19 protein-coding genes are annotated in these 24623 nt (G+C 61.0%); 18 read left to right on the top strand and 1 reads right to left on the bottom strand.

The annotated features are described in order from the left end of the window. The 11 genes from C5748_RS22645 to C5748_RS22590 form a co-directional block, all read left to right on the top strand. On the top strand, positions 1–3506 hold a 3506-nt coding region (locus C5748_RS22645; protein ID WP_146119591.1), incomplete at its 5' end, for an autotransporter domain-containing protein. Positions 3507–3622: 116 nt separating this feature from the next. Beyond that, positions 3623–4174, top strand: a complete 552-nt coding sequence (locus tag C5748_RS22640) for an invasion associated locus B family protein (RefSeq protein WP_245581932.1) — start codon at positions 3623–3625, stop codon at positions 4172–4174. Positions 4175–4189: 15 nt separating this feature from the next. Then, complete coding sequence (locus C5748_RS22635; protein WP_105744581.1) at positions 4190–4666, top strand: invasion associated locus B family protein; 477 nt, start codon at positions 4190–4192, stop codon at positions 4664–4666. Positions 4667–4837: 171 nt separating this feature from the next. Further along, a complete protein-coding gene (locus C5748_RS22630) occupies positions 4838–5752 on the top strand; it encodes a LysR family transcriptional regulator (RefSeq protein WP_105744579.1) in 915 nt (304 codons plus the stop codon). A 918-nt stretch (positions 5753–6670) separates the two neighbouring features. Beyond that, a complete protein-coding gene (gene ade, locus C5748_RS22625) occupies positions 6671–8410 on the top strand; it encodes an adenine deaminase (RefSeq protein ID WP_105744607.1) in 1740 nt (579 codons plus the stop codon). Further along, positions 8407–9663, top strand: coding sequence for a threonine ammonia-lyase IlvA (gene ilvA, locus C5748_RS22620; protein ID WP_105744577.1), 1257 nt, complete (start codon positions 8407–8409; stop codon positions 9661–9663). Before ade ends, ilvA begins: the two co-directional genes overlap by 4 nt. Before the next feature lie 418 nt (positions 9664–10081). Continuing rightward, complete coding sequence (locus C5748_RS22615) at positions 10082–11536, top strand: DEAD/DEAH box helicase (protein WP_425350290.1); 1455 nt, start codon at positions 10082–10084, stop codon at positions 11534–11536. A 471-nt stretch (positions 11537–12007) separates the two neighbouring features. Next, a complete protein-coding gene (locus C5748_RS22605) occupies positions 12008–13039 on the top strand; it encodes a cysteine synthase A (RefSeq protein WP_105744575.1) in 1032 nt (343 codons plus the stop codon). Next, complete coding sequence (locus C5748_RS22600) at positions 13039–13782, top strand: alanyl-tRNA editing protein (RefSeq protein ID WP_105744573.1); 744 nt, start codon at positions 13039–13041, stop codon at positions 13780–13782. Before C5748_RS22605 ends, C5748_RS22600 begins: the two co-directional genes overlap by 1 nt. Positions 13783–13838: 56 nt before the next feature. Next, a complete protein-coding gene (sseA, locus tag C5748_RS22595) occupies positions 13839–14708 on the top strand; it encodes a 3-mercaptopyruvate sulfurtransferase (RefSeq protein WP_105744571.1) in 870 nt (289 codons plus the stop codon). A 2-nt stretch (positions 14709–14710) separates the two neighbouring features. Next, the gene (locus C5748_RS22590; RefSeq protein ID WP_105744569.1) at positions 14711–15241 is read left to right on the top strand and encodes a GNAT family N-acetyltransferase; all 531 of its coding nucleotides are present in this window, start codon (positions 14711–14713) and stop codon (positions 15239–15241) included. On the opposite strand, the gene C5748_RS22585 is transcribed toward C5748_RS22590, so the two are convergent. Then, on the bottom strand, positions 15238–16044 hold the full coding sequence (locus tag C5748_RS22585; protein WP_105744568.1) for a GGDEF domain-containing protein: 807 nt from the start codon (positions 16042–16044) through the stop codon (positions 15238–15240). The two genes, C5748_RS22590 and C5748_RS22585, sit on opposite strands and share 4 nt — an antisense overlap. Before the next feature lie 355 nt (positions 16045–16399). On the opposite strand from C5748_RS22585, the gene urtA reads away from it, so the two are divergent. The 7 genes from urtA (at position 16400) to C5748_RS22545 (ending at position 24382) form a co-directional block, all read left to right on the top strand. Beyond that, entirely contained in the window at positions 16400–17701 is a 1302-nt protein-coding gene (gene urtA, locus C5748_RS22580) for an urea ABC transporter substrate-binding protein (RefSeq protein WP_425350289.1), read from the top strand. Between the two features lie 139 nt (positions 17702–17840). Further along, positions 17841–19457 carry an urea ABC transporter permease subunit UrtB gene (gene urtB, locus C5748_RS22575; protein ID WP_105744603.1) on the top strand — a complete coding sequence of 539 codons (1617 nt, stop codon included), beginning with the start codon at positions 17841–17843 and terminating at the stop codon, positions 19455–19457. A gap of 238 nt (positions 19458–19695) precedes the next feature. Further along, entirely contained in the window at positions 19696–20850 is a 1155-nt protein-coding gene (gene urtC / locus C5748_RS22565; RefSeq protein ID WP_105744564.1) for an urea ABC transporter permease subunit UrtC, read from the top strand. Positions 20851–20852: 2 nt separating this feature from the next. Further along, positions 20853–21611 carry an urea ABC transporter ATP-binding protein UrtD gene (gene urtD, locus C5748_RS22560; RefSeq protein ID WP_105744563.1) on the top strand — a complete coding sequence of 253 codons (759 nt, stop codon included), beginning with the start codon at positions 20853–20855 and terminating at the stop codon, positions 21609–21611. 13 nt (positions 21612–21624) lie between these two features. Beyond that, entirely contained in the window at positions 21625–22320 is a 696-nt protein-coding gene (gene urtE, locus C5748_RS22555) for an urea ABC transporter ATP-binding subunit UrtE (protein ID WP_105744561.1), read from the top strand. A 180-nt stretch (positions 22321–22500) separates the two neighbouring features. Continuing rightward, positions 22501–23004, top strand: coding sequence for a YciE/YciF ferroxidase family protein (locus C5748_RS22550; RefSeq protein WP_105744559.1), 504 nt, complete (start codon positions 22501–22503; stop codon positions 23002–23004). A 199-nt stretch (positions 23005–23203) separates the two neighbouring features. Beyond that, positions 23204–24382, top strand: a complete 1179-nt coding sequence (locus C5748_RS22545) for a lipase family protein (RefSeq protein ID WP_210204477.1) — start codon at positions 23204–23206, stop codon at positions 24380–24382. The last annotated feature ends 241 nt before the right edge of the window (positions 24383–24623 follow it).

Raw genomic sequence — 24623 nt, 5'->3', positions numbered from 1 at the left:
GTGTGGTCAATGCCAACGCTGACACATTCGTTGCCAGTTTCTCAGGCTCCACGGGCACGCTCAATATCGGCAATGGCGGCGCCGCCGGTACGCTTAACAGCGCCTCAGTTAACTTTGGCAATGGCACCGGTAGTCTCAACTTTAACCACACCGAAACGGCTTATGATTTCGGGGCGGCGATTTCAGGCGCGGGCACGCTCAACCATCTCTCTGGCGCGACCAACCTCACCGCCGATTCTTCCGGCTTCACCGGCACCACCAACATCACCAGCGGCACGTTGAGCGTGAACAACACGCTGGGCGGCGCGGTGAATGTGACGGGCGGCACGCTTGGCGGTTCGGGCACGCTTTCGGGCGATGTTGCTGTCACCAACGGTGCGATTGCTGCGGGCAACAGCCCCGGCATGCTGACCATCGGCGGTGATCTGACGCTTGCCTCCGGCTCGTCTCTCAATTTCGAGCTTGGCAGCCCTTCCGGCACGGCGGGCGTGGATAGCGATCTCATCAATGTCGGTGAAAATCTGACGCTTGACGGCACACTGAATGTCAGCAACGCGGGCGGTTTTGGCTCCGGACTCTATCGCCTTGTCAATTATGACGGCACGCTCACCGACAACGGGCTCGAAATCGGAGCCGCGCCTTCGGGCTTCAACGCCAACAATCTCACCGTGCAGACGGCGATGGCAAATCAAGTGAACCTGTTGGTTGGTGCGCCATTTGTCTCCTTCTGGGATGGCGCGAACACCATCGCCAACAACGCAGTCGACGGCGGTGCGGGCACCTGGAGCGCAACGGGCAATAACTGGACACTTGCAGACGGCAGCGCCAACGGTGCCTTCGAGCCTTCGGTATTGCTGATTTTCGCCGGCACGCCCGGCACGGTGACGGTGGACGACAGTGCTGGCGCAATCGGCATCCAGAGCGGCATGCAGTTCGCTGTTGACGGCTATAATGTCATCGGCGACGCTATCGGTCTCACCGGCGCGAACGTCGTCCGCGTCGGCGACGGCACGGCAACCGGGGCGGGTTTCACCGCCACCATCGCCTCCAACCTCACCGGCGCCGGCTCTCTGGAAAAGACCGATCTCGGCACGCTTGTCCTGACCGGCGCCAACACTTACACCGGCGGCACGACGATTTCCGCCGGAACGCTGATCGGCAACGCGACAAGCCTGCAAGGCAATATTGTGAACAATGCCGCGCTGACCTTCGATCAGGCATCGGCTGGAACCTATGCGGGCGCGATCTCCGGCTCAGGGGCGTTGACCAAGGACGGCGCGGGTGCGCTGACGCTGACCGGTGCTAACACCTATACCGGCGGCACCACCATTTCGGCGGGCACCTTGATCGGCAACGCGACGAGCCTACAAGGCGACATCGCCAACAACGCCGCACTGACCTTCGATCAGGGCACGGCCGGCACCTTCGCCGGCGTCATCTCCGGTACCGGCGCGCTGACCAAGGTCGGCGCGGGCGCACTGACCCTGACCAGCGCCAACGCCTACACCGGCGGCACGACCGTTTCCGCGGGCACGTTGATCGGCAACACGACGAGCCTGCAGGGCAACATCGCAAACAACGCCGCGCTTACTTTTGACCAGGCATCGGCTGGAACCTATGCCGGTGTTGTCTCGGGTACGGGTTCGCTGACCAAATCCGGCGCGGGCGCGCTGACCCTGACCGGCGCCAACAGCTACACCGGTGGCACCACCATTTCGGCGGGCACCTTGATCGGCAACACGGTAAGCCTGCAAGGCGACATCGCCAATAATGCGGCGCTTACCTTCGACCAAGGCACGGCTGGAACCTATGCCGGGATCGTCTCCGGCAGTGGCGCGCTGACCAAGGCCGGTACGGGGCAACTGACGCTGACCGGAGACAGTTCTGCCTATACGGGAACGACCGCTGTCACAGCGGGTCTCCTCACAGTAAACGGCTCGCTTGGCGGCGCGACAAACCTCTCTGGCGGCACGCTTGGCGGTTCGGGCACGTTGGGCAACGTCACCATCGCTTCCGGGGGCACGCTGGCGCCCGGCAACTCCATCGGCACGCTCAACGTCGCCAACGTCACCTTCAATGCCGGTTCGACCTACACGGTCGAACTCAACGATGGCGGTTTTGTCGCCGGCACCAACAACGATCTTCTCAACGCCACCGGCACCGCCTCTATTCTTGGCGGCACGGTGCATGTCACGCCCGAGAATGGCACGGATACCGGCACCACCTATACCGATGGTGCGACCTACACGATCCTCACGGCAACGGGCGGCGTGACGGGCACCTTCGATACGGTGACCGACGACTACGCCTTCCTCGATTTCACGCAGTCCTCCGATCCCAACAACGTCTTCCTGACATCCGTGTTGATTGGCGGCGGCGGTGGTGACGTCGACGTCGACGATGGCAACGCCTGCGCTACGCTGGGGCTGACCTCCAACCAGAACGCCACCTGCGGCGGCGTGCTCTCCATCGGCTCGGGCAGCCTTCATACGGCACTCATCAATCTCTCCAATGCTGAAGCCCCCATCGCGCTCGATCGGCTTTCTGGCGAACTCCATGCCTCCACCAAGACGGCATTGATCGATGACAGCCGCTTTGCCCGCGAAGTGGCGCTCGATCGCCTGCGCGTGGCGTTTGGCGGGACTGGCGCCGGTGCCGGTCAGGCCACCCGGGAAACACCTGAGGGAGCCACCCTTTGGGCGCAGGGCTTTGGCGTATGGAGCCACTGGAACGGTGACGGCAATGCCGCCCCGCTGGACCGCTCCATCGGCGGTCTCTTCATGGGGGCCGATGCCGAGATTGCGGACAATGTCACCCTTGGCCTGATGGGCGGCTACAGTCACTCTTCGCTTGATCTCGATGACCGCGCCTCTTCCGCCACGGTCGACAGCTATACGCTCGGCGCCTATGCGGGCGGTGCATGGGATGCCTTCTCGCTCAAGGGCGGCGTGGCCCACAGCTGGCACAGCCTCGATACGTCGCGCTCGGTGGCGTTCGCAGGCTTTTCGGACAGTCTGTCGGCTTCCTACAATGCCCGGACGTTCCAGGCCTACACGGAGGCGGCTTATAGCGTCGAATACGGCAAAGCCCGGTTCGAGCCCTTCGCCAATCTCGCCTATGTCCATCTGAACACGGACGGTTACACCGAGAGCGGCGGCGATGCGGCCCTGACGGCGTCGGGAAGCAGCAGTAACGCCACCTTCACGACACTTGGCATCAGGGGTGAGACGCAAGTCTACCTCGGCGGCCTGAACGCCAGGCTCTCCGGCGGGCTTGGCTGGCGCCATGCCTTCGGCGATACGCCGACCGCGACGCAAAGCTTCTCCGCTGGCGGCGATGCCTTCACCGTCACCGGGGTGCCGCTCGCCCGCGATACGCTGGTGCTTGATGCCGGGTTTACGTTGGATCTGACCGATAGTGCCACGCTCGGCCTCTCTTATAACGGTCAGCTTGGCTCGGGCCTTGCCGACCACAGCGCCAAGGCCAGCCTCAATGTTCGCTTCTAAGAGAAGCGCCATGGCCCGGGCTGTCGGCGCTCGGGTTCCACGATAACAGCCGGATCACAATGATCGGCCGCCGCCTCCCTCTGGCGGCGGCCATTTTTTCAACGATGGACCACTCAATGCCTATCTCCACCAAACATCACATCATCTCTTCGCTCACCATGATGGTTGTTGCCGCCCTGACCGTGCCGGCACCAGCCCAAGAGGTGAGCTTGCCCGGCGGCGCCAGCACCCTGAACGAAACCCACGGCGCCTGGACCGTCACTTGCGCGATTGCCACACAAGGCGATGGCGAACGGGCTAAGCGTTGCGCTTTGTCTCAGACCCAGTTGCACGGCCAGACACGCCAACGCGCTCTCGCCATAGAACTGCTCCCTGAGGAGGACGGCGTGGATGGCACGCTCGTTCTTCCGTTCGGTCTCGCTCTCGCTTCGGGCGTCACCTATCAACTCGACGAGGGCGAGGCCGGCGCGCCGCAGCATTTTCGCACCTGCCTTCCCGCCGGTTGCCTGATCGACATCGCTTTCGACGCCCGCACCGTGGCGAGCCTCAAGACCGGCGACGTTCTGAAGGTCAAGGCCACCGCCGATGGCGGACAGGAGATGGTGCTCTCCATCTCGCTCACCGGCTTTTCCAGCGCCTATGACCGCGTCGTGGCGTTGACGCCATAAGGAGGAAAGATTGCCATGAACGCTCCGACCCCGACCATCCCGGCCGCCGATGCGACGCGGGAAAGTTACGGCGATTGGCTCCTCACCTGCGCCAATCAACATCTGGACGGTCAGATCCGCCGGGTAATCGTGCTTTCCCAGGAGCAGTTTCATAAGGAGACCCGCCAGAGGGTTCTGGCCGTGGAATTGCGCTGGGAAGCCAAGAGCGCCAAAGGGAGCTTGGTTCTACCCTTCGGCCTTCATATTCCCGAGGGCGCGCGGCTCGTCCTCGATGGTGAAAACTCCTTCGCCACGCTCTCTTTCCACACCGCCTTGCCGATCGGGATCGTGGCCAATCTCGAATTCGATGGGAAAGCTCTAGCCGCTCTTTCAAAGGGCAAGCTTCTCAAAATCGAGGCTGTCACCCACGACACCGGGCAGGAGGTCAATCTCGCGGTCTCCCTCAAGGGCTTCGCCACCGCTTTCGCCCGCATGGAGGCATTGGCGCGATGATCATGATCGTTTTTCCAGTTTTGCCTTGCCTCTTTGTTCTCCAGGCCATCTCCGGCATTTCCCAGGACATGGTTGAGCACGAAAGCGTATCGTTCCCGGTAAGCGGCTGAGGAAGGCCCTTCTTGAGGCGCCGCCGTTCCGGCAAGCCGTCGCCCGAAGGTGAGGCGCGTATTGCACGGCGCGGGCAGCTTCTGGGCGCGCGTATTCCGCTCGTCGCATTTGATCCAGGCCGTGGCGGTCGGCGAGCATCTGAATATCCGCCATGCCGCCGCCGCGCTCGGCGCCAGCCAATCCTCGGTCAGCACGCGAATCATGCAGCTTGAGGAGACGCTCGGCATCCGCCTCTTCGAGCGACGCCATCGTGGGGTTCTGGTAACCGAGGCCGGGCGCCAGTTTCTGACGGATGTCCGCGCGGGTCTTGAGCAACTCGACCATGCGGTGAAGTCGGCGGGTGCCATCGGAAAGGGCAAGGTCGGCCGCCTGCGCATCGGCGTGCCGACGACGATCTCCACCGGCTTCCTCGCGGAACGCGTCAAACGCTATCGCGAAGAATGGCCTGATATCGAGCTGGATTTCTTCGATGGCCGGGTGCGCGACGCCATTGCTGAAGTGCGCGAGGGGAAACTGGATGTCGCCTTCGTGGCGGGCGTTCCCAACCCGCCCGACTGCCATTGCAAGGTGCTCTGGTCCGAGCCGCTTCTCGCTGCACTGCCTTCGACCGACGCCAGAGTGGAATGCGGTGGCCTGTGCTGGCGCGATCCCGTCGAAGACCAGTTTCTCGTGCGCAGCGGCGGAACCGGGCCGGAAATCCATGAAGGGATCGTTCGCCGCTTCGAGGAACACGGCTGTCTCGCCCGCGTAAAGCGCTGCGATGTTGACCGCTGCACGCTGATGTCGATGGTGGCGCAGGGCCTGGGCGTAACCATATGCGGCGAATCCATCAGCGCGCTCGGCTGCCCCGGCATTACGTTCCTGCGCCTCTTGGGCGAGCAACAGGTCAAGTTCGGCGCAGTCTGGTCCCCGCATAATTCCAGCAAGGCACTCCGCCATTTGCTCGAACTGGCGCAAGCGATGAGCAGAATCTAACCCGCTGGACGAATGCGAAAGCATGGTACGATGCCGCCCGGCGACTACCTCAAATTGCCACCTCCAGCGAATGTCGGTATCGGTAGTTGCGAGCCCGTGCAACCATATTGCCAATGAACCGGCCAAGTTCTGGACTACGCCGGTCACACAACCATTTCAGATACGGTTCAAACTAGAAGATGGTGCGGACGACGGGACTCGAACCCGTACTCTCAAAGAGAAGCAGATTTTCGTACCACTTCGACTTTCGCCGCCGCCTTTCGGCGTTCGTGGTCTGGACTGTCCCTTCGCCTTGGCCCGAAGGCTTTAGGCGCCGCCCGTCCAGTCTCTACACCTTCCCTCAGAGGAGGGCTTGGCTCGGGATTGGCCTAGGACATTTGCCCGTTAGCGTTCCCCGAATTTGAGCGGTTCTACTCCACGGATTTCCCCGCGGGCACTCCAATTTTCCAAAGTCTGCTGCGTCTACCGATTTCGCCACGTCCGCATGTTGCCGTCGATTCTAACCTAGATCACTGCACCTATGCTGCACCTAGCGCCGAATCGCCTGTTTTCCTCCGAGAAAAACAACGCCTCCTAAGGCCTTGTATAACCTATCTTTTCCCTGCCGCGAACTTTTTTGTGAGATGGTAGAAAAAAGAGTTTTTAAGTCCCTTGCGTCTACCAGTTTCGCCACGTCCGCACGCCTTTTCTTTCAAACACTTGATGGATTCGGTCAAGTCAATGTTTGCAGTTGGGTTTGCAGCCGGCGCTTTTGATGCGCATTTTTTGAAACGGAACTGGAAAAGCCGGCTCAAGATTGGCAAACTCGGCGAAACATGGAGTCGTCCTTTGCCCCCCACCCGCGAAACATCTGCCGAAAAGGCCAAATCGCAGCCGAAATCCTGGGTCGAGGTGGCCCCGCTGCTCGTCGATGTGGCGATGGGGCGAAAATATGCCGATCTCGTCGTACGCAACGGGCGGCTGGTCAGCGTCTATTCCGGCGAGATCATCGCCGGCATCGATATTGCGGTGGCCGGCGGGCGGTTCGCCTATGTCGGCCATGATGCGGCGCATTGCATCGGGCCTACGACCAAGGTGGTCGATGCCGCAGGGCGCTATCTCGTGCCGGGACTTTGCGACGCGCATATGCATGTCGAAAGCGGCATGGTGACGGTGACGGAATTCACCCGCGCCGTCATTCCGCACGGCACCACGTCGATGTTCATCGATCCGCATGAGATCGCCAATGTGCTGGGGCTGGAAGGCGTGCGGCTGATGCATGACGAGGCATTGGCCATGCCTGTTAACGTCATGGTGCAGATGCCGAGCTGTGTTCCATCGGCGCCAGGGCTGGAGAATGCCGGGGCCACGATTGGTGCAGCCGAAGTCGCCGAGGCGATGACGTGGCCGAATATTGTCGGGCTTGGCGAGGTGATGAATTTTCCGGGCGTCTCGGCAAATGACGCCACGATGCGTGGCGTGATCGACGCGACGGTGAAGGCCGGAAAGACGGTGGGCGGGCATTTTGCTTCGCCGAAACTTGGCCGCGCCTTTCACGGCTATGTCGCGGGCGGGGCGGAGGACGATCATGAGGGTACGCGCGTCGAGGATGCGATTGCCCGCGTCCGCCAGGGCATGCGCGCCATGCTGCGGCTCGGCTCCGCCTGGTACGATGTGGCGAGCCAGATCAAGGCGGTGACGGAGCAGGGGCTCGATCCGCGCAATTTCATCCTTTGCACCGATGACAGCCATTCCGGCACGCTGGTGCAGGAGGGGCATATGGACCGGGTGGTGCGCCACGCCATCGCGCAGGGGCTGAAGCCGGTGACGGCGATCCAGATGGCGACGATCAACACCGCGCAGCATTTTCGCATGGAGCGCGAGATCGGCTCGATCACGCCGGGGCGGCTGGCTGATTTCCTGATCGTTTCCGATTTGCCGGCGCTGGTGGTGGACCGGGTCTATGGACGCGGCGTGCTTCTGGCCGAAAAGGGCAAGCTTCTCGCCGACATACCGGCCTATGATTATCCCGCGAGCGCCAAGAACACGGTCAAGCTTGGCCGCAAGCTTTTCGCGAAAGACTTCGACATCGCAGCGCCGAAGCCCGGCAAACATGTGACCGCGCGGGTCATCGGCGTCATCGAGAATCAGGCGCCGACGCGGGCGCTGGAAGCGGAGTTGTCCGTCAGCGACGGTATCGTGGGCATGGACCGGCGCAACGATGTCTGCCAGATCGCGCTGGTCGAGCGCCACAAGGGAACGGGCGGCGTCACCAACGGGTTCGTCTCCGGCTTCGGCTATACGCTCGATTGCGCGCTGGCCTCGACGGTGGCGCATGACAGCCACCATATGATCGTCGTCGGCACCAACAAGGACGATATGGCCAAGGCCGCCAATCGCCTCGGCGAGGTGGGCGGTGGCGTCGTGCTGTTCTCGAAGGGGCGCGAACTGGCGATGGTCGAGATGCCGATCGCCGGGCTCATGTCGGATGAGCGGGCCGAGCGGGTGGCCGCCAAGGCCGACAAGCTGGTCAATGCGATGCGGGCGATGGGCTGCACGCTCAACAACGCCTATATGCAGCATTCGCTTCTGGCGCTGGTGGTCATCCCGGAATTGCGCATATCGGATATCGGCATCATCGATGTCCGCACATTCCAGAAAGTCGACTTGTTTCCATGACCAATTTCGTCAGGAGCGTCGAACGCGCCACCAATGGGATGCGCGCGCTTTTTCCCGAGACGCCATTGCAGATCAACGACTATCTCTCGCGCAAATATGGTGCCGAGATCTGGCTGAAACGCGAGGATCTTTCGCCGGTTCGCTCCTACAAGATCAGGGGCGCGTTCAATTTCATCTCCGCCGCACTTCTGAAGTGCGCGCCGGATACGGTCTTCGTCTGCGCCTCGGCCGGCAATCACGCGCAGGGCTTCGCCTTCATCTGCCGGCATTTCGGACGCCATGGCGTGGTGTTCATGCCGGTGACGACGCCGCAGCAGAAGATCGACAAGACGCGGGCATTCGGCGGGGAGTTCATCGAGATACGGCTGATCGGCGATATTTTCGATGAGTGCTATGCCGCCGCGCAAACCTATGCGAGCGAGAAGGGCGGGATGATGGTGCCGCCTTTCGACCATGCCGAGATCATCGCCGGGCAGGCGACGGTGGCGCATGAGATCGCGATGGGGCTTCCCGATGGCGAAAAGCCTGATTTGATGATCCTGCCGGTCGGCGGCGGCGGGCTTTCGGCTGGTGTGACCCGCTATCTGACCGAGCTTGGCTGGAAAACGCGCTTCCGCTTTGTCGAGCCGAAAGGCGCGCCGAGCCTGAAGCGCAGCCTCGAAGCGGGCAAGCGGGTGAAGCTCGGCAAGGTCGACAATTTCGTCGATGGAGCGGCGGTGGCCGAGATCGGCAAGGAAAACTTCAAGCTTCTCAAAGGCTTCGACGCGGATTCTGTGGTTTTGATTCCGGAAAACCGGCTGTGCGGAACCATCACCGAAATGCTCAATATCGAAGGCGTGGTTCTGGAGCCGGCCGGCGCGCTGGCGATCGACGCGCTGAAGGATTTCAAGAAGAGCGAGTTGAAGGGCAAGCGGGTCGTCCTTGTCGTCTCCGGCGGCAATTTCGATTTCGAGCGGCTGCCCGACGTGAAGGAGAGGGCGCTGCGCTATGAAGGCCTGAAGAAATATTTCGTCTTCCGCTTTCCCCAGAGGCCGGGCGCGCTGCGTTCATTCCTCGATCTTATGGGGCCGGACGACGATATCGCGCGGTTCGAATATCTGAAGAAATCGGCGCGCAATTTCGGCTCGGTGCTGATCGGCATAGAGACGAAGCATGCGGACAATTTCCTCACGTTGAACAAGCGTTTTGAAGAATCGGGCTGGTCCTATCAGGATATCACCGACAATGAAGTGCTGGCGGATTTCATTATTTGATGGGGCTTTGGGCAGGGCTAATGCGATTCCAGTTTTGGCGGAATCGCCAAGCATCCCCCTCATCCGACCGCGTTTCTGACCAAAGGTGAACTGCTTTAGCGCATATGGAATGGATGCGATTGCCCTGGCTTCCAGGGAGGGCCCGCTTTTCCGCACCGCACAATAAAACATTTGCATTTCCGCACAAACACCTCCATATGACGCAAAGGCGCTTGGGCCGGATCGAACTGGCTTTCCCATAGCACGGACTACGTTGCGTCTGACTTTCTGCCCGCGGAATAAGCTGCAGGCCGGAAAGGGTTCCGGAGTCGATGGCTTCGGGCACGGCAGCGCAAGTCGCGTGGGGGACAACATGTTCCAGCGCTTCGTCGTTTACAGAAAAAGAATTGTCGGCAGGTTGCGCCTGCCGCTCGACGTTTTGCGGACCGGAGATAATCCGGCGTCCGCTAGAGAAGAGATTAAATTGGAAAATACTGAAACGGGCGGCTTTGCCGCATTGGGCATTGCCGGCGTGCTTCTGAAAGCCACGGAAAATGCCGGCATGACGGAACCGAAGCCGATCCAGCGGCAGTCGATCCCCGCACAGATCGAAGGCCGGGACATTCTCGGCATCGCACAGACCGGATCGGGCAAGACGGCGGCGTTCAGCCTGCCGATCCTGTCGAAGATCATCGGCCTTGGCGACAAGCGCCGGGCCAAGACGGCGCGTGCGCTGATCCTTGCCCCGACGCGCGAACTCGCGGTGCAGATCGAAGAGACGATCCGCATGCTGTCGAAAGGCGCGCATGTCTCCACAGCGCTTGTTCTCGGCGGCGTATCGCGCCTGTCGCAGATCAAGAAGATGCAGCCCGGCGTCGATGTTCTCGTCGCCACGCCAGGCCGGCTGACGGATCTGGTGCGGGAAAACTGCATCGATCTTTCCGATACGCGCTGGCTGGTGCTCGACGAAGCCGACCGTATGCTCGACATGGGCTTCATCAACGATGTGAAGCGCATCGCCAAGGCGACGCGCAAGGACCGCCAGACGGCGCTTTTCTCGGCCACCATGCCGCAGGAAGTGGCCTCGCTCGCGGCCGGCCTGTTGCATGATCCCGTGCGCGTCGAGGTCGCTCCGCAGGGTACGACCGTGGCCGAAGTCACCCAGGTTCTGCATCCTGTCGTGACCAAGGAAAAGAAGCGCGTCCTGTCGGGCATGCTGACGGACCCGGCGATGGCCTCGGTCATCGTCTTCACCCGCACCAAGCATGGCGCCGACGCCGTGACCCGCAATCTGGAGCGCGATGGCTACAATGTCGCCGCGATCCACGGCAACAAGTCGCAGAATGCGCGCCAGCGCGCTCTCAACGGCTTCAAGGCCGGTTCGGTGCGCATTCTCGTGGCGACGGATATCGCGGCGCGCGGCATCGACGTGGTGGGTATCAGCCATGTCGTCAATTACGATCTGCCCGACGAGCCGGAAAGCTATGTGCATCGTATCGGCCGCACCGGGCGCAACGGCGCTAGCGGAGCCGCGATCACGCTTTACGATCCGGGCGCCGAGAATGCCAAGCTCAGGGCGGTGGAACGGGTGATCCGCATGAAGCTTCCGATGAAGGATGCGCCGGCCGCGGTGGGTCCGGTGCCGGTCGGGCCAAGCACGGAACGTGCCGAAACGTCTACCCAGCGATCGTCCGACAATCGCAACAGGTCGAAATCCGGCCAGAAGTCCGGTCAGAAATTTGGCCAAAAGCCAGGTCAGCGCGACAATGCGAGGTCTGGCGGCGAACGCCGCGAGGCTATCTGGACCAATGACGGGGCCGGCCGGGACAGCACGAGCGACCAGCGCGGTCCGCAGAAGAAGAGGCCGTTCCGCCGCAAGAGCCGTGCCGCCTGAGCCAAGGCTGCCTGATGGTTTTCGAAGACTGTCAATATGAAGCCCCGTTGCGCGCGATCGCAGCGGGGCTTTTTTTGGTGAAGCGGTTCCTATTTTGATGGAATCGCCTGGTCTCGAGCTCTGCCGTCGAAGCAGTGAATCCACACCCCCCTCTGGCCTGCCGGCCATCTCCCCCTCAAGGGTGGAGATTAGCTATGATTTCCGTTTTCGCTAATCGCCAACGCAGCAGAATAGGGCTTCGTCTTTGATGTCAGCTAATCTCCACCCTTGAGGGGGAGATGGCCGGCAGGCCAGAGGGGGGTATGACGCACCAGCGCTTCTATTTAAAGTGAACCGCTCTCGAGGCCGTAGAAGCCGGGCCGCGTTCCGGAAAACAATCTGCATTCGCAAGAATTTGTTCACTCGGTGCTTGAACGGTGCAGCACCTGTCAATAGTTTCGCGACAAATGATAATGGAATAGGATATTTGCGATGCTGGATACAGTGATCGACGCGATCGGGAATACGCCGCTGATAAGGCTGAGACACGCATCGGAGATCACCGGCTGCGACATCTACGGCAAGGCGGAGTTCCTCAATCCAGGGCAATCGGTCAAGGACCGCGCCGCGCTCTACATCATTCGCGATGCGGAGCGAAAGGGGTTGTTGAAGCCCGGCGGCGTCATCGTCGAGGGAACGGCCGGCAATACCGGCATCGGTCTCACCATGGTCGCCAAGGCGCTGGGTTATCGCACGGTCATCGTCATTCCCGAGACGCAAAGCCAGGAAAAGAAGGATGCGCTGCGCCTGCTCGGCGCGGAGCTGATCGAGGTGCCGGCGGTTCCCTACAAAAATCCCAACAATTACGTGCGCCTGTCGGGCCGGCTTGCCGAACAGCTTGCAAAGAGCGAGCCATCGGGGGCGATCTGGGCCAATCAGTTCGACAATCAGGCGAACCGCGATGCGCATATCGAGACGACGGCTGAGGAGATCTGGCGCGATACGGACGGCAAGGTCGACGGGTTCATCTGCGCGGTCGGCTCGGGCGGGACGCTTGCGGGCGTCGGCATGGGGCTCAAGGCGAAGAACGACAAGATCAAGATCGGTCTCGCCGATCCCTATGGGGCGTCGCTTTATTCCTGGTACACCGATGGGGAATTGAAATCTGAGGGCAGCTCGATCACCGAGGGAATCGGGCAGGGCCGCGTCACGGCAAATCTGGAAGGTTTCACGCCGGATTTCGCCTATCGGATATCGGACCGGCAAGCGCTGGAGATCGTCTTCGATCTGGTGGGGCAAGAGGGGCTCTGCCTCGGCGGTTCATCGGGCATCAACATTGCAGGCGCAATCAAGCTGGCGCGGGATATGGGACCGGGCCACACCATCGTCACCGTGCTGTGCGATTATGGCAACCGTTATCAGTCGAAGATGTTCAATCCCGATTTCCTGCGCTCGAAGGAATTGCCTGTTCCCGGCTGGCTGGAAACGCAGACGGATATTCCCGTTCCATACGAGGTGCAGTGATGGCTTACGAGACGAAAGCGCTTTTCCGTGACGATGCCTATCTGTCGACGGCGGAGGGATCGGTGGTTGCCGTCAATGATCGCGGCGGTATCATTCTTGACAGCACGAATTTCTACGCCACATCGGGCGGCCAACCCGGCGATATCGGTCATTTCGAACGCGCCGACGGTTCCGCTATCCAGATCGCGGCCACGGTGACGGGCGAGACCAAGAGCGAGATCATCCACATTCCGGCAGAGGGACAGGCGGCGCTCGCTATCGGTGAAAAACTGGTGCTGCATGTGGACTGGGCGCGGCGCTATCGCCTGATGCGGATGCATACGGCGTGTCACCTGCTTTCGGTTGTCTGCCCGTTTCCGATCACCGGCGCTGCCGTCGGTGATGAGGAAAGCCGGATCGACTTCGACCTGCCCGATCCTTCATACACGAGGGAAAACGTGACCGAACGGCTGATGGAAATGGTCAGGGCGAATGCGCCCATATCAACGCGCTGGATCAGCGATGCGGAGTTGGCAGGCAATCCCGGACTGATAAAGTCGAAGAATGTCCGCCCGCCCATGGGCAATGGCCAGATCCGGCTTGTCGTCATCGGCGAGGACGGGGCGGTCGATTCGCAGCCCTGCGGCGGCACGCATGTGTCGGAGACGCAGGAAGTGGGGGATATCCATATCGGCAAGATCGAGAAGAAGGGCAAGGAAAACCGGCGGTTCCGCATCCGCTTCGGCAGCCTGCCATTGCTTTAGCCGCACGACCTTACCGGGAAGTCTGCAACTTTCGGGATCATACTCAGGAGAGTGATATGAGCGAGAAAAGTCCTTTCGTCGTTTCGTCCGATTGGCTCGAGCAGCGCTTGAGCGAGCCCGGCCTCTCCATCATCGACGCTTCCTGGTATCTGCCGGCGCAGAACCGTGATCCACGGGCGGAGTACGATGCCGCGCATATTCCGGGCGCTGTGTTCTTCGATCAGGACCAGATCGCAGATCATTCTTCCGGTCTGCCGCACACCATTCCGTCGGAGACGGATTTCGAGCAGGAAGTGAGCAGCATGGGCGTCACCGCTGGCGATACGATCGTCGTCTATGACGGTCCCGGCATGTATACGGCGCCGCGTGTGTGGTGGCTGTTCCGGATCATGGGGGCGGATAAGGTTTTCGTGCTCGACGGCGGGTTGGACCGGTGGAAGGCGGAAGGGCGCCCGGTCACCGCGGAGGTGACGAAGATCGCGCCTTCGACCTTCATCGCCAAACGCAACATGAATGGGGTGGCGAGCTTTCAAAAGATGCGGGAGATCGTCGGGGACGGCTCGGTACAGATCGCCGATGCGCGCGGTCCTGGCCGGTTCAGCGGCGAGGAGCCGGAACCGCGCGCGGGCATGCGCTCCGGTCATATGCCGGGAGCGCGCAACGTTCCGGTGGCGAGCCTTTCGCAAAACGGCGAATTGAAGGATATCGATGCGTTGAAGAAGGTCTTCGACGAGGCCGGTGTCGATCTGTCGAAACCCGTGGTGACGAGCTGCGGTTCCGGTGTGACGGCGGCGGTGATCACGCTTGCGTTGCAATCGCTCGGCCATAAGGACAATCTGCTCTATGACGGCTCGTGGAGCGAATGGGGCAGCCGCGCCGACACGCCGGTGGAAACAGGCCCGGCTCAAGCAGGCAAAGCAAAATAGAGATGGCAAACGGGTCCAATAAACTAACCGCGCGGATCACCTATCTGGAGATGACCGAGCACAGCACGGTTTCCGTACCAACGCCCGTTGGCATCAGGCTGGCGATCATGCGCGCGAGCGACATGCCGGTGCATTATTACCGCTATCTCTACGAGCAGGTCGGCAAGCCGCATCACTGGATGATGCGGCGAAAACAGAGCGACGCCGAGGTTTCAGCGACAATCCATGCCGAGACCACCGAAATCCACGTGCTTTATGCCGATGGCTCGCCGGCGGGCTTCGCCGAACTGAATCTGGTGCGTATGCCGGAAGAGGCGGAGATCCTGTATTTCGGCCTGGTACCGGATTTTCAGGGGCGGGGGCTTGGACGCTTCTTCCTTGCAGAAACGATCGCTGCGGCCTGGTCGCGCGGGCCGCAGAAGGTGACGATCCACACCAATTCGCTCGACAGCCCGCGCGCACTCCAGCTCTACCAGAAGATGGGCTTCACGCCGGTCAGCTGGTCGGAAGAGGACGTCGAGACCTGGGATTAGGCCCTCTTATTTCCCGACAGATCGCGCTCATTGGCTGCGGCCAGCCGGGGATGCGGGTGCACGGCGGCAACGGGTAGATCGCTATCGTCGAAGACGACGCAGTTCCGGCCACGCTGCTTGGCCTGATAAAGGCATTTGTCCGCCTTGCTCAGCACTTGCGAGTTCGATTCATGCTTGGGCGCCATGGCGCATCCGATACTGATCGTCAGCGGGTATATCTGGTTGGCCGACGTATAAAAGGGCGCATTTTCCACCTCGGAACGTATCCGTTCAGCTAGGCGCAATGCGGTCTCGCGTGATGCGGCGGGCAGGAAGATGCAGAATTCCTCGCCACCGATCCTGCCGACGATATCCCCCTTGCGGGTCACGTTCTGCAGCGCGAATGCGATGATCTTGAGCGCGCGGTCGCCGATTGCGTGGCCGTGGGTATCGTTGATGCTCTTGAAGTGATCGGCATCAATGACGAGGACCGCCCCGGTCTCGACGCGCGAGCGGCTGATCTTCATGGCGTCGAAAAAGGTGCCGCGGTTGAGCAGGCCCGTCATGTGATCGATCCTGGATTTCGCCTGCAATTGCCGATGGGCCAGGCTCAGTTCCCGCAACGCCACCTTCAGTTTGTGATTCTGCATATAAGTGTAGAGCGCATTGGGAAAGGCGGTGACGGTGGGAAGGACGGCGGTCATGAGCAGTGGAAAGAGTGTGATTTCAGCACCTATCCACAACAGCACGGCACAGGTGACCAGTTCACAAAAGGCAACGACGGCCAAGGTCATCAAAAATGCCTTCAGTAAAGCGGTGTTCATGCTTTTCTAGCCCCCAAGATTTCATTGCGGGGCTGATATAGGAACACTCGCGTGAACCCTCCATGAACGGGAAATAAACGGTTTGTTGAGTGGCGGCTTAAAGGCGCGTCGTCGGAAAGCTTGCTAAAAGCTTGACATACTCATGTATGTTTAAAATTTAGGCACATGGCGGAAGAGGCGCATAATAAACCAACATGATGTCCCTGTTTTCCTGACGTCCCCAGGCTTGCTTTATCAGGCGCTGGCCAAACACCTTATAAAACAACGATAAGCGGACTTCTCCCGATTTGGCACAACAGTTGCTTTGGTAGCTGAGGTTCAACCAAAACACTGGAGATGAAAAAACATGAGGGGCATGACCGCAAGTTTCACGAAATCCCTGGCCGCCGCGGCAATAGCGGCCGGCCTTGCCTGGCCATCCCTGGCGCAGGCTCAGGAAGAAACGATCAAGATCGGCATCCTGCATTCCTTGTCCGGCACCATGGCGATTTCTGAGACGACGCTGAAGGACGCCATGCTGATGCTCATCGACGAGCAGAACAAGAAGGGCGGCGTGCTGGGCAAGAAGCTCGAAGCGGTTGTCGTCGACCCGGCGTCGGACTGGCCGCTTTTTGCCGAAAAGGCGCGCGACCTGATCTCCAAGGACAAGGTCGCCGCGGTTTTCGGTTGCTGGACCTCGGTTTCGCGTAAATCGGTGCTTCCGGTCTTCGAGGAACTCGACAATATTCTCTTCTATCCCGTCCAGTATGAGGGCGAGGAAAGCCAGCGCAATGTGTTTTACACGGGTGCCGCGCCGAACCAGCAGGCCATTCCGGCCGTCGATTATCTGATGAGTGAAGAGGGCGGCTCGGTGAAGCGCTGGGTGCTCGCCGGCACCGACTATGTCTACCCGCAGACCACCAACAAGATTCTCGAGGCCTATCTCAAATCCAGGGGCGTCGCCGCTGAAGACATCATGATCAACTACACGCCTTTCGGTCATTCCGATTGGCAAACGATCGTCACCGACATCAAGAATTTCGGTTCGGCGGGCAAGAAGACCGCTGTGGTCTCGACCATCAATGGCGATGCCAACGTTCCGTTCTATAAGGAATTGGCCAATCAAGGCGTCAAGGCGGAAGATATCCCGGTCATCGCTTTCTCGGTCGGCGAGGAAGAGCTTGCCGGTCTCGATGCCGGTCCGCTGGTCGGCCATCTCGCCGCGTGGAATTATTTCCAGTCGGTCGATACCGACGCCAATGCCGAGTTCATCGATGCTTGGCGCGCCTATACCAAGAACGACAGCCGCGTGACCAACGATCCGATGGAAGCGCATTACATCGGCTTCAACATGTGGGTCAAAGCGGTCGAGAAGGCCGGCACGACCGAGCCCGACAAGGTGATCGACGCGATGATCGGCGTTTCGGTGCCCAATCTCTCCGGCGGCTATTCCGCGATGATGCCGAACCACCATATCACCAAGCCGGTGCTGATCGGCGAGATCCAGGAGGATGGGCAGTTCGAAACCGTCTGGGAAACGCCGGGCCTCGTGCCGGGTGACGCATGGTCGGATTACCTGCCCGACTCCAAGGAGCTGATCGCCGATTGGCGTTCGCCGATGTCCTGCGGCAATTTCAATGTCGCGACCGGAAAGTGCGGCGGCAAGGGTATGAACTGAGGCTGACGGGGATTGCGAGGGGCGGGCGAGGGCGCTTGCCCCTCATCTGCCTGCCTCTCCCCGGTTTTGCCTGGGGAAGGTGAGGGCCAGTCCCAGGCGTTAGCTCAGCGATACCTATTCCCAACTGAAAAGGCCAATGATGCCTGTTTTCCGAATTCTTCGCCTCGTCATTCTCCTGATCGCGGTCATGGCTGCGCCGGTGCGCGCCGATGATGCGGCGTTGCGGACCATGCTCAACGGCCTGGCCGATGCCGATGGTTTTGCCGCCATCGAAACGATCGTTGGAGATATCGCGGCGACAGGGGATCCGAAGGCCGAGACCGCGCTCACCGCGCTTTCATCGGGCGATCTTTATGTGCGCAAGGCCGACAAGACCGTGCTGATCGGCAAACGCAAGAGCGGCGGCTATCTTCTCACCGATCCGCTGACCGGCGAGGCTGCCGGTGAAGCCAAACGGGGTGAAGTCGAGAAGATCAAGGTCAACAATACGCTGCGCCGGGTGGTGCGCGATGCGCTGGGCGGGCTGACGCTTGCCTCCGCCGATCCGCGCGCGCGGCTCAACGCTGCCGAAACCATTTTCAAGTCAGGCGACGCCGGCGCCATTCCAGCGCTCGACGCGGCGCTCGCGCGCGAAACCGATCCTGCCGTCAAGGAACGGCTGACGGAGGCGCGGGCCTCGGCGATACTCAAAGCGCAAGCGCCGGCGGCGGAAACGACGACGGCTCTGGAAATCATCGCCGGACGCGGCGACCGGGAAGCCCTGTCGCTGCTCAAATCCTATGAAGCGGGTGCGCAGGGAGAGCTCAAGGATGCGGCCGCGTCGTCGATCGCCAAGATCGAGCAGACGCTGGCCTTCTGGGCGGCGGGACAGAACGTCTGGTACGGGATTTCACTTGGATCGGTTCTGCTCCTGGCAGCTGTCGGCCTTGCGATCACCTTCGGCGTCATGGGGGTCATCAACATGGCGCATGGCGAAATGGTGATGATCGGCGCTTACACCACCTTCGTGGTACAGGACCTGATCCGGCAATATCGCCCTGACATGTTCGACTGGTCGCTGCCCATCGCCCTGCCGCTGGCCTTCCTGGTTTCGGCGGCGGTGGGTCTCATCATCGAGCGCAGCATCATCCGTTTTCTCTATGGGCGTCCGCTGGAGACGCTGCTTGCCACATGGGGCGTGTCGCTGGTGTTGCAGCAGGCAGTGCGCAGCCTGTTCGGTCCGACGAACCGCGAGGTCGGCAATCCGTCGTGGATGTCGGGCGCGTTCCAACTCGGCGAACTGACCATCACCTGGAACCGGCTGTGGATCGTCGTCTTCGCGCTGATCGTCTTCGCCTTGCTTCTCTATGTGCTGAACCGTACCGCGCTCGGCCTGCAGATGCGGGCGGTGACGCAGAACCGCCGCATGGCGTCGTCTATGGGCATCCGCACGCCATGGGTCGACGCGATGACCTTCGCGCTCGGCTCCGGCATTGCGGGCGTCGCCGGCGTGGCGCTGTCGCAGATCGACAATGTGTCGCCAGATCTCGGGCAGGGATACATCATCGACAGTTTCATGGTGGTGGTGTTCGGCGGTGTCGGCAATCTGTGGGGCACGCTGGTCGGCGCTTTCACGCTCGGTGTGCTCAACAAGTTCCTCGAGCCCTATGCGGGCGCGGTGCTGGGCAAGATTGCGGTGCTGATCCTCATCATCCTTTTCATCCAGAAGCGGCCGCGCGGGCTATTCGCACTTAAGGGAAGGGCGGTGGAGGCATGAACAATTTGAAACCCGAAATAATGTGGGCGCGGGTTAACCCCCCTCTGGCCTGCCGGCCATCTCCCCCTCAAGGGGGGAGATTAGCCGATATAGACGTGGGCACTCACTCTTCGAGGGCTGTGATTTATGCCAACATCAATGAAGGCTTAATCTCCCCCCTTGAGGGGGAGATGGCCGGCAGGCCAGAGGGGGGTGAGCGGGCAGGCGGCGATTTCAATCAATATTGGGCGGAGGCGCAATGATCAGCCGTTTTCTCGCAGGCGGCCTGGAGCGCCGCATCAATATATTGCTGGCGATCCTCATTGCCGCCGCCGTGCTGGTGCCGGTCCTGCATTTGGCGGTTCCGGCGTCGAGCCCCCTGCATATGCCGACCTATGCCGTCGCGCTTTTCGGAAAATACCTGACCTATGCGCTTCTGGCGCTGGCGCTCGATCTCGTATGGGGTTTCTGCGGCATTCTCTCGCTGGGTCACGCGGCCTTCTTCGCGCTCGGCGGCTATGCCATGGGCATGTATCTGATGCGCCAGATCGGCGCGCGTGGCGTCTACGGCAATCCGGACCTGCCGGATTTCATGGTCTTCCTCAACTGGAAGGAACTGCCGTGGTTCTGGCATGGCTTTGACCATTTCTGGTTCGCCATGCTGATGGTCATGGTGGTGCCGGGTCTGCTCGCCTTCGTCTTCGGCTGGTTCGCCTTCCGCTCGCGCGTCACCGGCGTCTATCTCTCGATCATCACCCAGGCGCTGACCTATGCGCTGATGCTGGCCTTCTTCCGCAACAATATGGGCTTCGGCGGCAATAACGGCCTGACCGATTTCAAGGATATTCTAGGCTTTAACATCCAGGCCGATGCGACGCGCTCGGCGCTCTTTGCCGCAAGCGCGCTGGCGCTGGCGCTGGGCGTCCTCGTCACCTCGGCGCTGGTACGCTCCAAATATGGCAAGCTGTTGATCGCGGCGCGCGACGCGGAAAGCCGCATGCGCTTTCTCGGCTACAGGCCTGAAAACATCAAGCTTTTCGCCTTCACCCTTTCCGCCATCATGGCCGGGATTGCCGGGGCGCTCTACGTGCCGCAGGTCGGCATCATCAATCCCGGCGAGTTCGCACCGGCCAATTCCATCGAGGTGGTGGTGTGGACGGCGGTCGGCGGCCGCGGCACCATCATCGGCCCGATCATCGGCGCGCTGATGGTCAATGGCGGAAAAAGCTGGTTCACCGGCGCTCTGCCGGAACTCTGGCTTTTCGCGCTCGGCGCGCTTTTCATCGCAACGACGCTGTTCCTGCCCAAGGGCATCGTCGGCGCTTGGGAGGGGTGGTGGAAACAGAGGCGGGAACGCGATGGCGCTGCGTCTGTTCTGCCCGCCGGCAATCCTGTCGAAAGCCCGGCGGAGTGACCATGACCATCGGTGAAACAACGACGACGAGCATTCTTTACCTCAATGGCGTTTCGGTCTCCTTTGACGGTTTTCGCGCCATCAACAATCTCTCGCTGGTGCTGGAGCCCGGCGAGATGCGCGCCATTATCGGCCCGAACGGGGCCGGCAAGACGACGATGATGGACATTATCACCGGCAAGACCCGGCCGGATGCGGGCGAAGTGTTCTTCGACGGCAAGGTGGATCTGACCAAGCATGACGAATCCGAAATCGCCATGCTGGGCATTGGCCGCAAGTTCCAGAAGCCGACGGTTTTCGAAAGCCACACGGTGGAGGACAATCTCGTGCTGGCGCTGGCCGGGCCGCGCAACGCCATACCCGCGCTGTTCCACCGCCAGACCAAGACCGAGCGCGAGCGTATCGATGCGATCCTTCAGACGATCAGGCTGGCGGCGCGGCGTAGCGAACCGGCGGCGGCGCTCAGCCATGGTCAGAAGCAATGGCTGGAGATCGGCATGCTGCTGGCGCAGGATCCGAAGCTGCTTCTGGTGGACGAGCCCGTGGCGGGCATGACGGATGCCGAGACTGAGGAGACAGCACGTCTCCTGCGCGAGATCGCGCAGACCCGTTCGGTCATCGTGGTCGAGCACGACATGCAGTTCGTCCGTGAGCTCGATGTGAAGGTCACCTGCCTGCATGAAGGCACCGTGCTGGCGGAAGGTTCGCTCGACCAGGTGAGCGGCGACAACCGTGTGATCGAGGTCTATCTGGGACGATGATGGGAAGAACCGAATGCTGAGCGTTGACAACATCTCCCTTTATTACGGTGCCGCGCAGGCGCTGCGCGGCGTCTCGATCGAGGTCCAGCCACAGAGCGTGACCTGCGTATTAGGACGCAACGGCGTCGGCAAATCGAGCATGCTGCGTGCGATCGTCGGCCACCAGCCGGTCGCATCCGGCGCTATCCGCTTCGAGGGCGCGGCACTCGACCGCAAGCCGGCCTATGACCGCGCAAGGGCCGGTATCGCCTATGTGCCGCAGGGGCGTGAGATATTCCCGCTGATGTCGGTGAAGGAAAACCTGGCGACGGGCTATGCCGCCATCAAGCCGCGCGACCGCAATGTGCCGCCTGAGGTATTCGAGCTTTTCCCGGTGCTGAAAACCATGCTCGGCCGCCGGGGAGGCGACCTCTCGGGCGGGCAGCAACAGCAACTGGCCATCGGGCGGGCGCTGGTGGCGCGGCCGAAACTGCTGGTTCTGGACGAGCCGACCGAGGGGATACAGCCTTCCATCATCAAGGATATCGGCCGCGCCATCCGTTACCTGCGCGACCAGAGCGGTCTCGCCATTCTGCTGGTCGAGCAATATCTCGATTTCTGCCGGGAACTCGCCGATCACGTCTACATCATGGATCGTGGCGAGATCGTCCATTCCGGCGATGCGGCAAGTCTCGACACGCCGGAGGTCCGGCGCTTTCTGACGGTCTGACCGCCATAATTCCCATGAAAACAAGAAAATTGGGCGGGGTTCCGTTGGAATAAGGAACCCCGCCCATATTCTTTGCGCTGCGGCTTCGCGAAGTGGAACCAATTCGCGGAGCCGGCGTTCGAGAATAGTTCCCGGGTGCGGGGCGGGAGGCAATTCCTCAGCCGAGAGAAAGGTACGATCATGGGATTTTTTTCCAAGGACATCCATTCGATGGACGATCTCTTCGTTCACACGATGCGGGATATCTATTATGCCGAAAAGCAGATCACCAAGGCGCTTCCGGAGATGATGGAGAAGACCACCAACCCGGAACTGAAGATGGGATTCCAGAAGCATCTGGGCGAAACCGAAAATCATGTGGCACGCCTGGAGGAGGCTTTCGAGCTCTATGGCATCGAGGCGAAGGGCGTCAATTGCCCGGCGATCGATGGCATCATCGAGGAGACCAATGAAATTGCAGGCGAAGTCGATGATCCGACAGTGATGGATGCGGCATTGATCGCCGCCGCCCAGGCCGTGGAGCATTATGAGATCACGCGGTACGGAACACTGATCGCATGGGCCAACGAATTGGGACGTTCCGATTGCGCGGCTCTTTTCCAACAGAACCTGGCGGAAGAAAAGGCGACGGACCAGAAGCTCACGGCGCTTGCGGAAGATAACGTCAACCGCAGAGCGGCCTGACGCCCGCAGCGCGGCGCGTCATACCGACATGAATCCGTTCCCGCTTCTCCTGCAGGAGGGGCGGGAACTTTTCCGAATATGTCTTCGCGGCTGAATTATATCCGCGGTATCAATCAATACTTTTGGTTCGTCGTAACCTGATCTTCAGAACTGGAAGCTCTTCTATATATTCCATCCATTGAATTTGGCTGCCCGAATGATGAACTGGAAACGAACCGCAGCTATTGTGATTGGGCTCATTGCTCTTGCTGCCCTTTCACATGCCGGTCTTAGCCACTGGCAAGAGCGCTTCTATTATGCGTCGGTGTCCAAGCTGGCGGCGGGCGATCCGGGGAGCATCATCCATCGCGAACGCATGAATGCGGGCATCGAAGGCGCGGAGGCATGGCGGGTGCTTTATCGCTCGACCGGATTGGAAGGCGAAGCGATCGCCGTCTCCGGGGTTGTGATCGTTCCGGTTGCGGAACCGCCGGCCGACGGCTTTCCCGTCGTCGCCTGGGCGCATCCGACCACCGGCATCGCACAGCAATGCGCTCCCTCGTTCGATCAGGACATCGGTCGAACGATCCCCGGTCTCAAGGAAATGGTGAAGAAGGGATTTGTCGTCGCCGCGACGGATTATGTGGGGCTGGGTACTGCTGGTCCTCATCCCTATCTCGTGGGGAAGAGTGCCGCCCATTCCGTGCTGAACTCGGTTCGAGCCGCCGGCGGCGTGACCCGGACGAGCCGCAAATTCGTTGTATGGGGGCATTCGCAAGGTGGCCATGCGGCGCTGTGGACAGGTCAATTATCGGCGGAATTCGCGCCCGAGCTTATCCCGCTTGGCGTTGCCGCCGCTGCGCCGGCAAGCAACCTTTCCGCTCTGTTCGAAGACGATCATGCCACGGCAGGCGGGAAAGCCTTCACAACGCTGGCCTTATTGTCCTGGTCGAAGATTTACGGGCTGGACCTTGGAAGCGTGATCGAGCCGGGTTCGCTGGCGAGCGCGCGGGTAATCGGCAAGGAGTGCATGACCAATCGTCTGGATCTGCTCATCGATGGGTGGGCGCTTCGCGGTCTGGCCAAGTCGTTTCTCAAAATCGACCCGACCAAAGTGGCTCCCTGGAGCGGCATCATCAAGGAAAACACGCCCTCCCGCATGCAGGCGGGGCTGCCGGTCCTGATCACACAAGGCACCCGCGATTCGGTCGTTCTGCCCCCGGTGACGCGAAATTTCGCACGAGGTCTTTGCAAGGCAGGCACGCCGGTGGAGATGGTCGAGATGGATGCCGATCATCTCTCCGTGGCAACGCTTGGAGCAGATGTTGTCGTCCAATGGATCGCGGACAGGCTTTCAGGATATGCTGCAGCGAGCGGCTGCTCGGTACCTGCGGGGTAAGCGTTGCCATAAATGGCACGATTGTGGTTTTCAGGCCGAGCTTTAGCGCCTGGATTGAGCGGCGAGGCCGCCGAGTGTGAGGCCAAGCGCCAGCGCGCCGAAAGCCGCGGTTACCGAGCGCTTCGGCAAGGCCAGCTCCCAGCCGAACGCCTGACGAAGCTGCTGCCGCTCAGATGATGAGACCGATATAGAAGATGCCGGCCAGCATCGTGATGATCATGAGGATCGTGCCGAAGAAGAA

The sequence above is a fragment of the Phyllobacterium phragmitis genome, assembly GCF_002980495.1.
GTDB lineage: Bacteria > Pseudomonadota > Alphaproteobacteria > Rhizobiales > Rhizobiaceae > Paramesorhizobium > Paramesorhizobium phragmitis.
Note: the sequence above shows the minus strand (reverse complement) of the source record. Positions and strands in the feature narration are given on the sequence as shown.

What these genes read in the sequence shown, in the direction of transcription:
- C5748_RS22545 (WP_210204477.1), top strand. Translation starts at nt 23,204, where the DNA reads ATGAACTGGAAACGAACCGCAGCTATTGTGATTGGGCTCATTGCTCTT.
- urtB (WP_105744603.1), top strand. Translation starts at nt 17,841, where the DNA reads ATGCCTGTTTTCCGAATTCTTCGCCTCGTCATTCTCCTGATCGCGGTC.
- urtA (WP_425350289.1), top strand. Translation starts at nt 16,400, where the DNA reads ATGACCGCAAGTTTCACGAAATCCCTGGCCGCCGCGGCAATAGCGGCC.
- C5748_RS22635 (WP_105744581.1), top strand. Translation starts at nt 4,190, where the DNA reads ATGAACGCTCCGACCCCGACCATCCCGGCCGCCGATGCGACGCGGGAA.
- ade (WP_105744607.1), top strand. Translation starts at nt 6,671, where the DNA reads ATGGGGCGAAAATATGCCGATCTCGTCGTACGCAACGGGCGGCTGGTC.
- urtE (WP_105744561.1), top strand. Translation starts at nt 21,625, where the DNA reads ATGCTGAGCGTTGACAACATCTCCCTTTATTACGGTGCCGCGCAGGCG.
- sseA (WP_105744571.1), top strand. Translation starts at nt 13,839, where the DNA reads ATGAGCGAGAAAAGTCCTTTCGTCGTTTCGTCCGATTGGCTCGAGCAG.
- C5748_RS22600 (WP_105744573.1), top strand. Translation starts at nt 13,039, where the DNA reads ATGGCTTACGAGACGAAAGCGCTTTTCCGTGACGATGCCTATCTGTCG.
- urtC (WP_105744564.1), top strand. Translation starts at nt 19,696, where the DNA reads ATGATCAGCCGTTTTCTCGCAGGCGGCCTGGAGCGCCGCATCAATATA.
- urtD (WP_105744563.1), top strand. Translation starts at nt 20,853, where the DNA reads ATGACCATCGGTGAAACAACGACGACGAGCATTCTTTACCTCAATGGC.
- C5748_RS22585 (WP_105744568.1), bottom strand. Translation starts at nt 16,044, where the DNA reads ATGAACACCGCTTTACTGAAGGCATTTTTGATGACCTTGGCCGTCGTT.
- C5748_RS22550 (WP_105744559.1), top strand. Translation starts at nt 22,501, where the DNA reads ATGGGATTTTTTTCCAAGGACATCCATTCGATGGACGATCTCTTCGTT.
- C5748_RS22640 (WP_245581932.1), top strand. Translation starts at nt 3,623, where the DNA reads ATGCCTATCTCCACCAAACATCACATCATCTCTTCGCTCACCATGATG.
- ilvA (WP_105744577.1), top strand. Translation starts at nt 8,407, where the DNA reads ATGACCAATTTCGTCAGGAGCGTCGAACGCGCCACCAATGGGATGCGC.
- C5748_RS22605 (WP_105744575.1), top strand. Translation starts at nt 12,008, where the DNA reads ATGCTGGATACAGTGATCGACGCGATCGGGAATACGCCGCTGATAAGG.
- C5748_RS22590 (WP_105744569.1), top strand. Translation starts at nt 14,711, where the DNA reads ATGGCAAACGGGTCCAATAAACTAACCGCGCGGATCACCTATCTGGAG.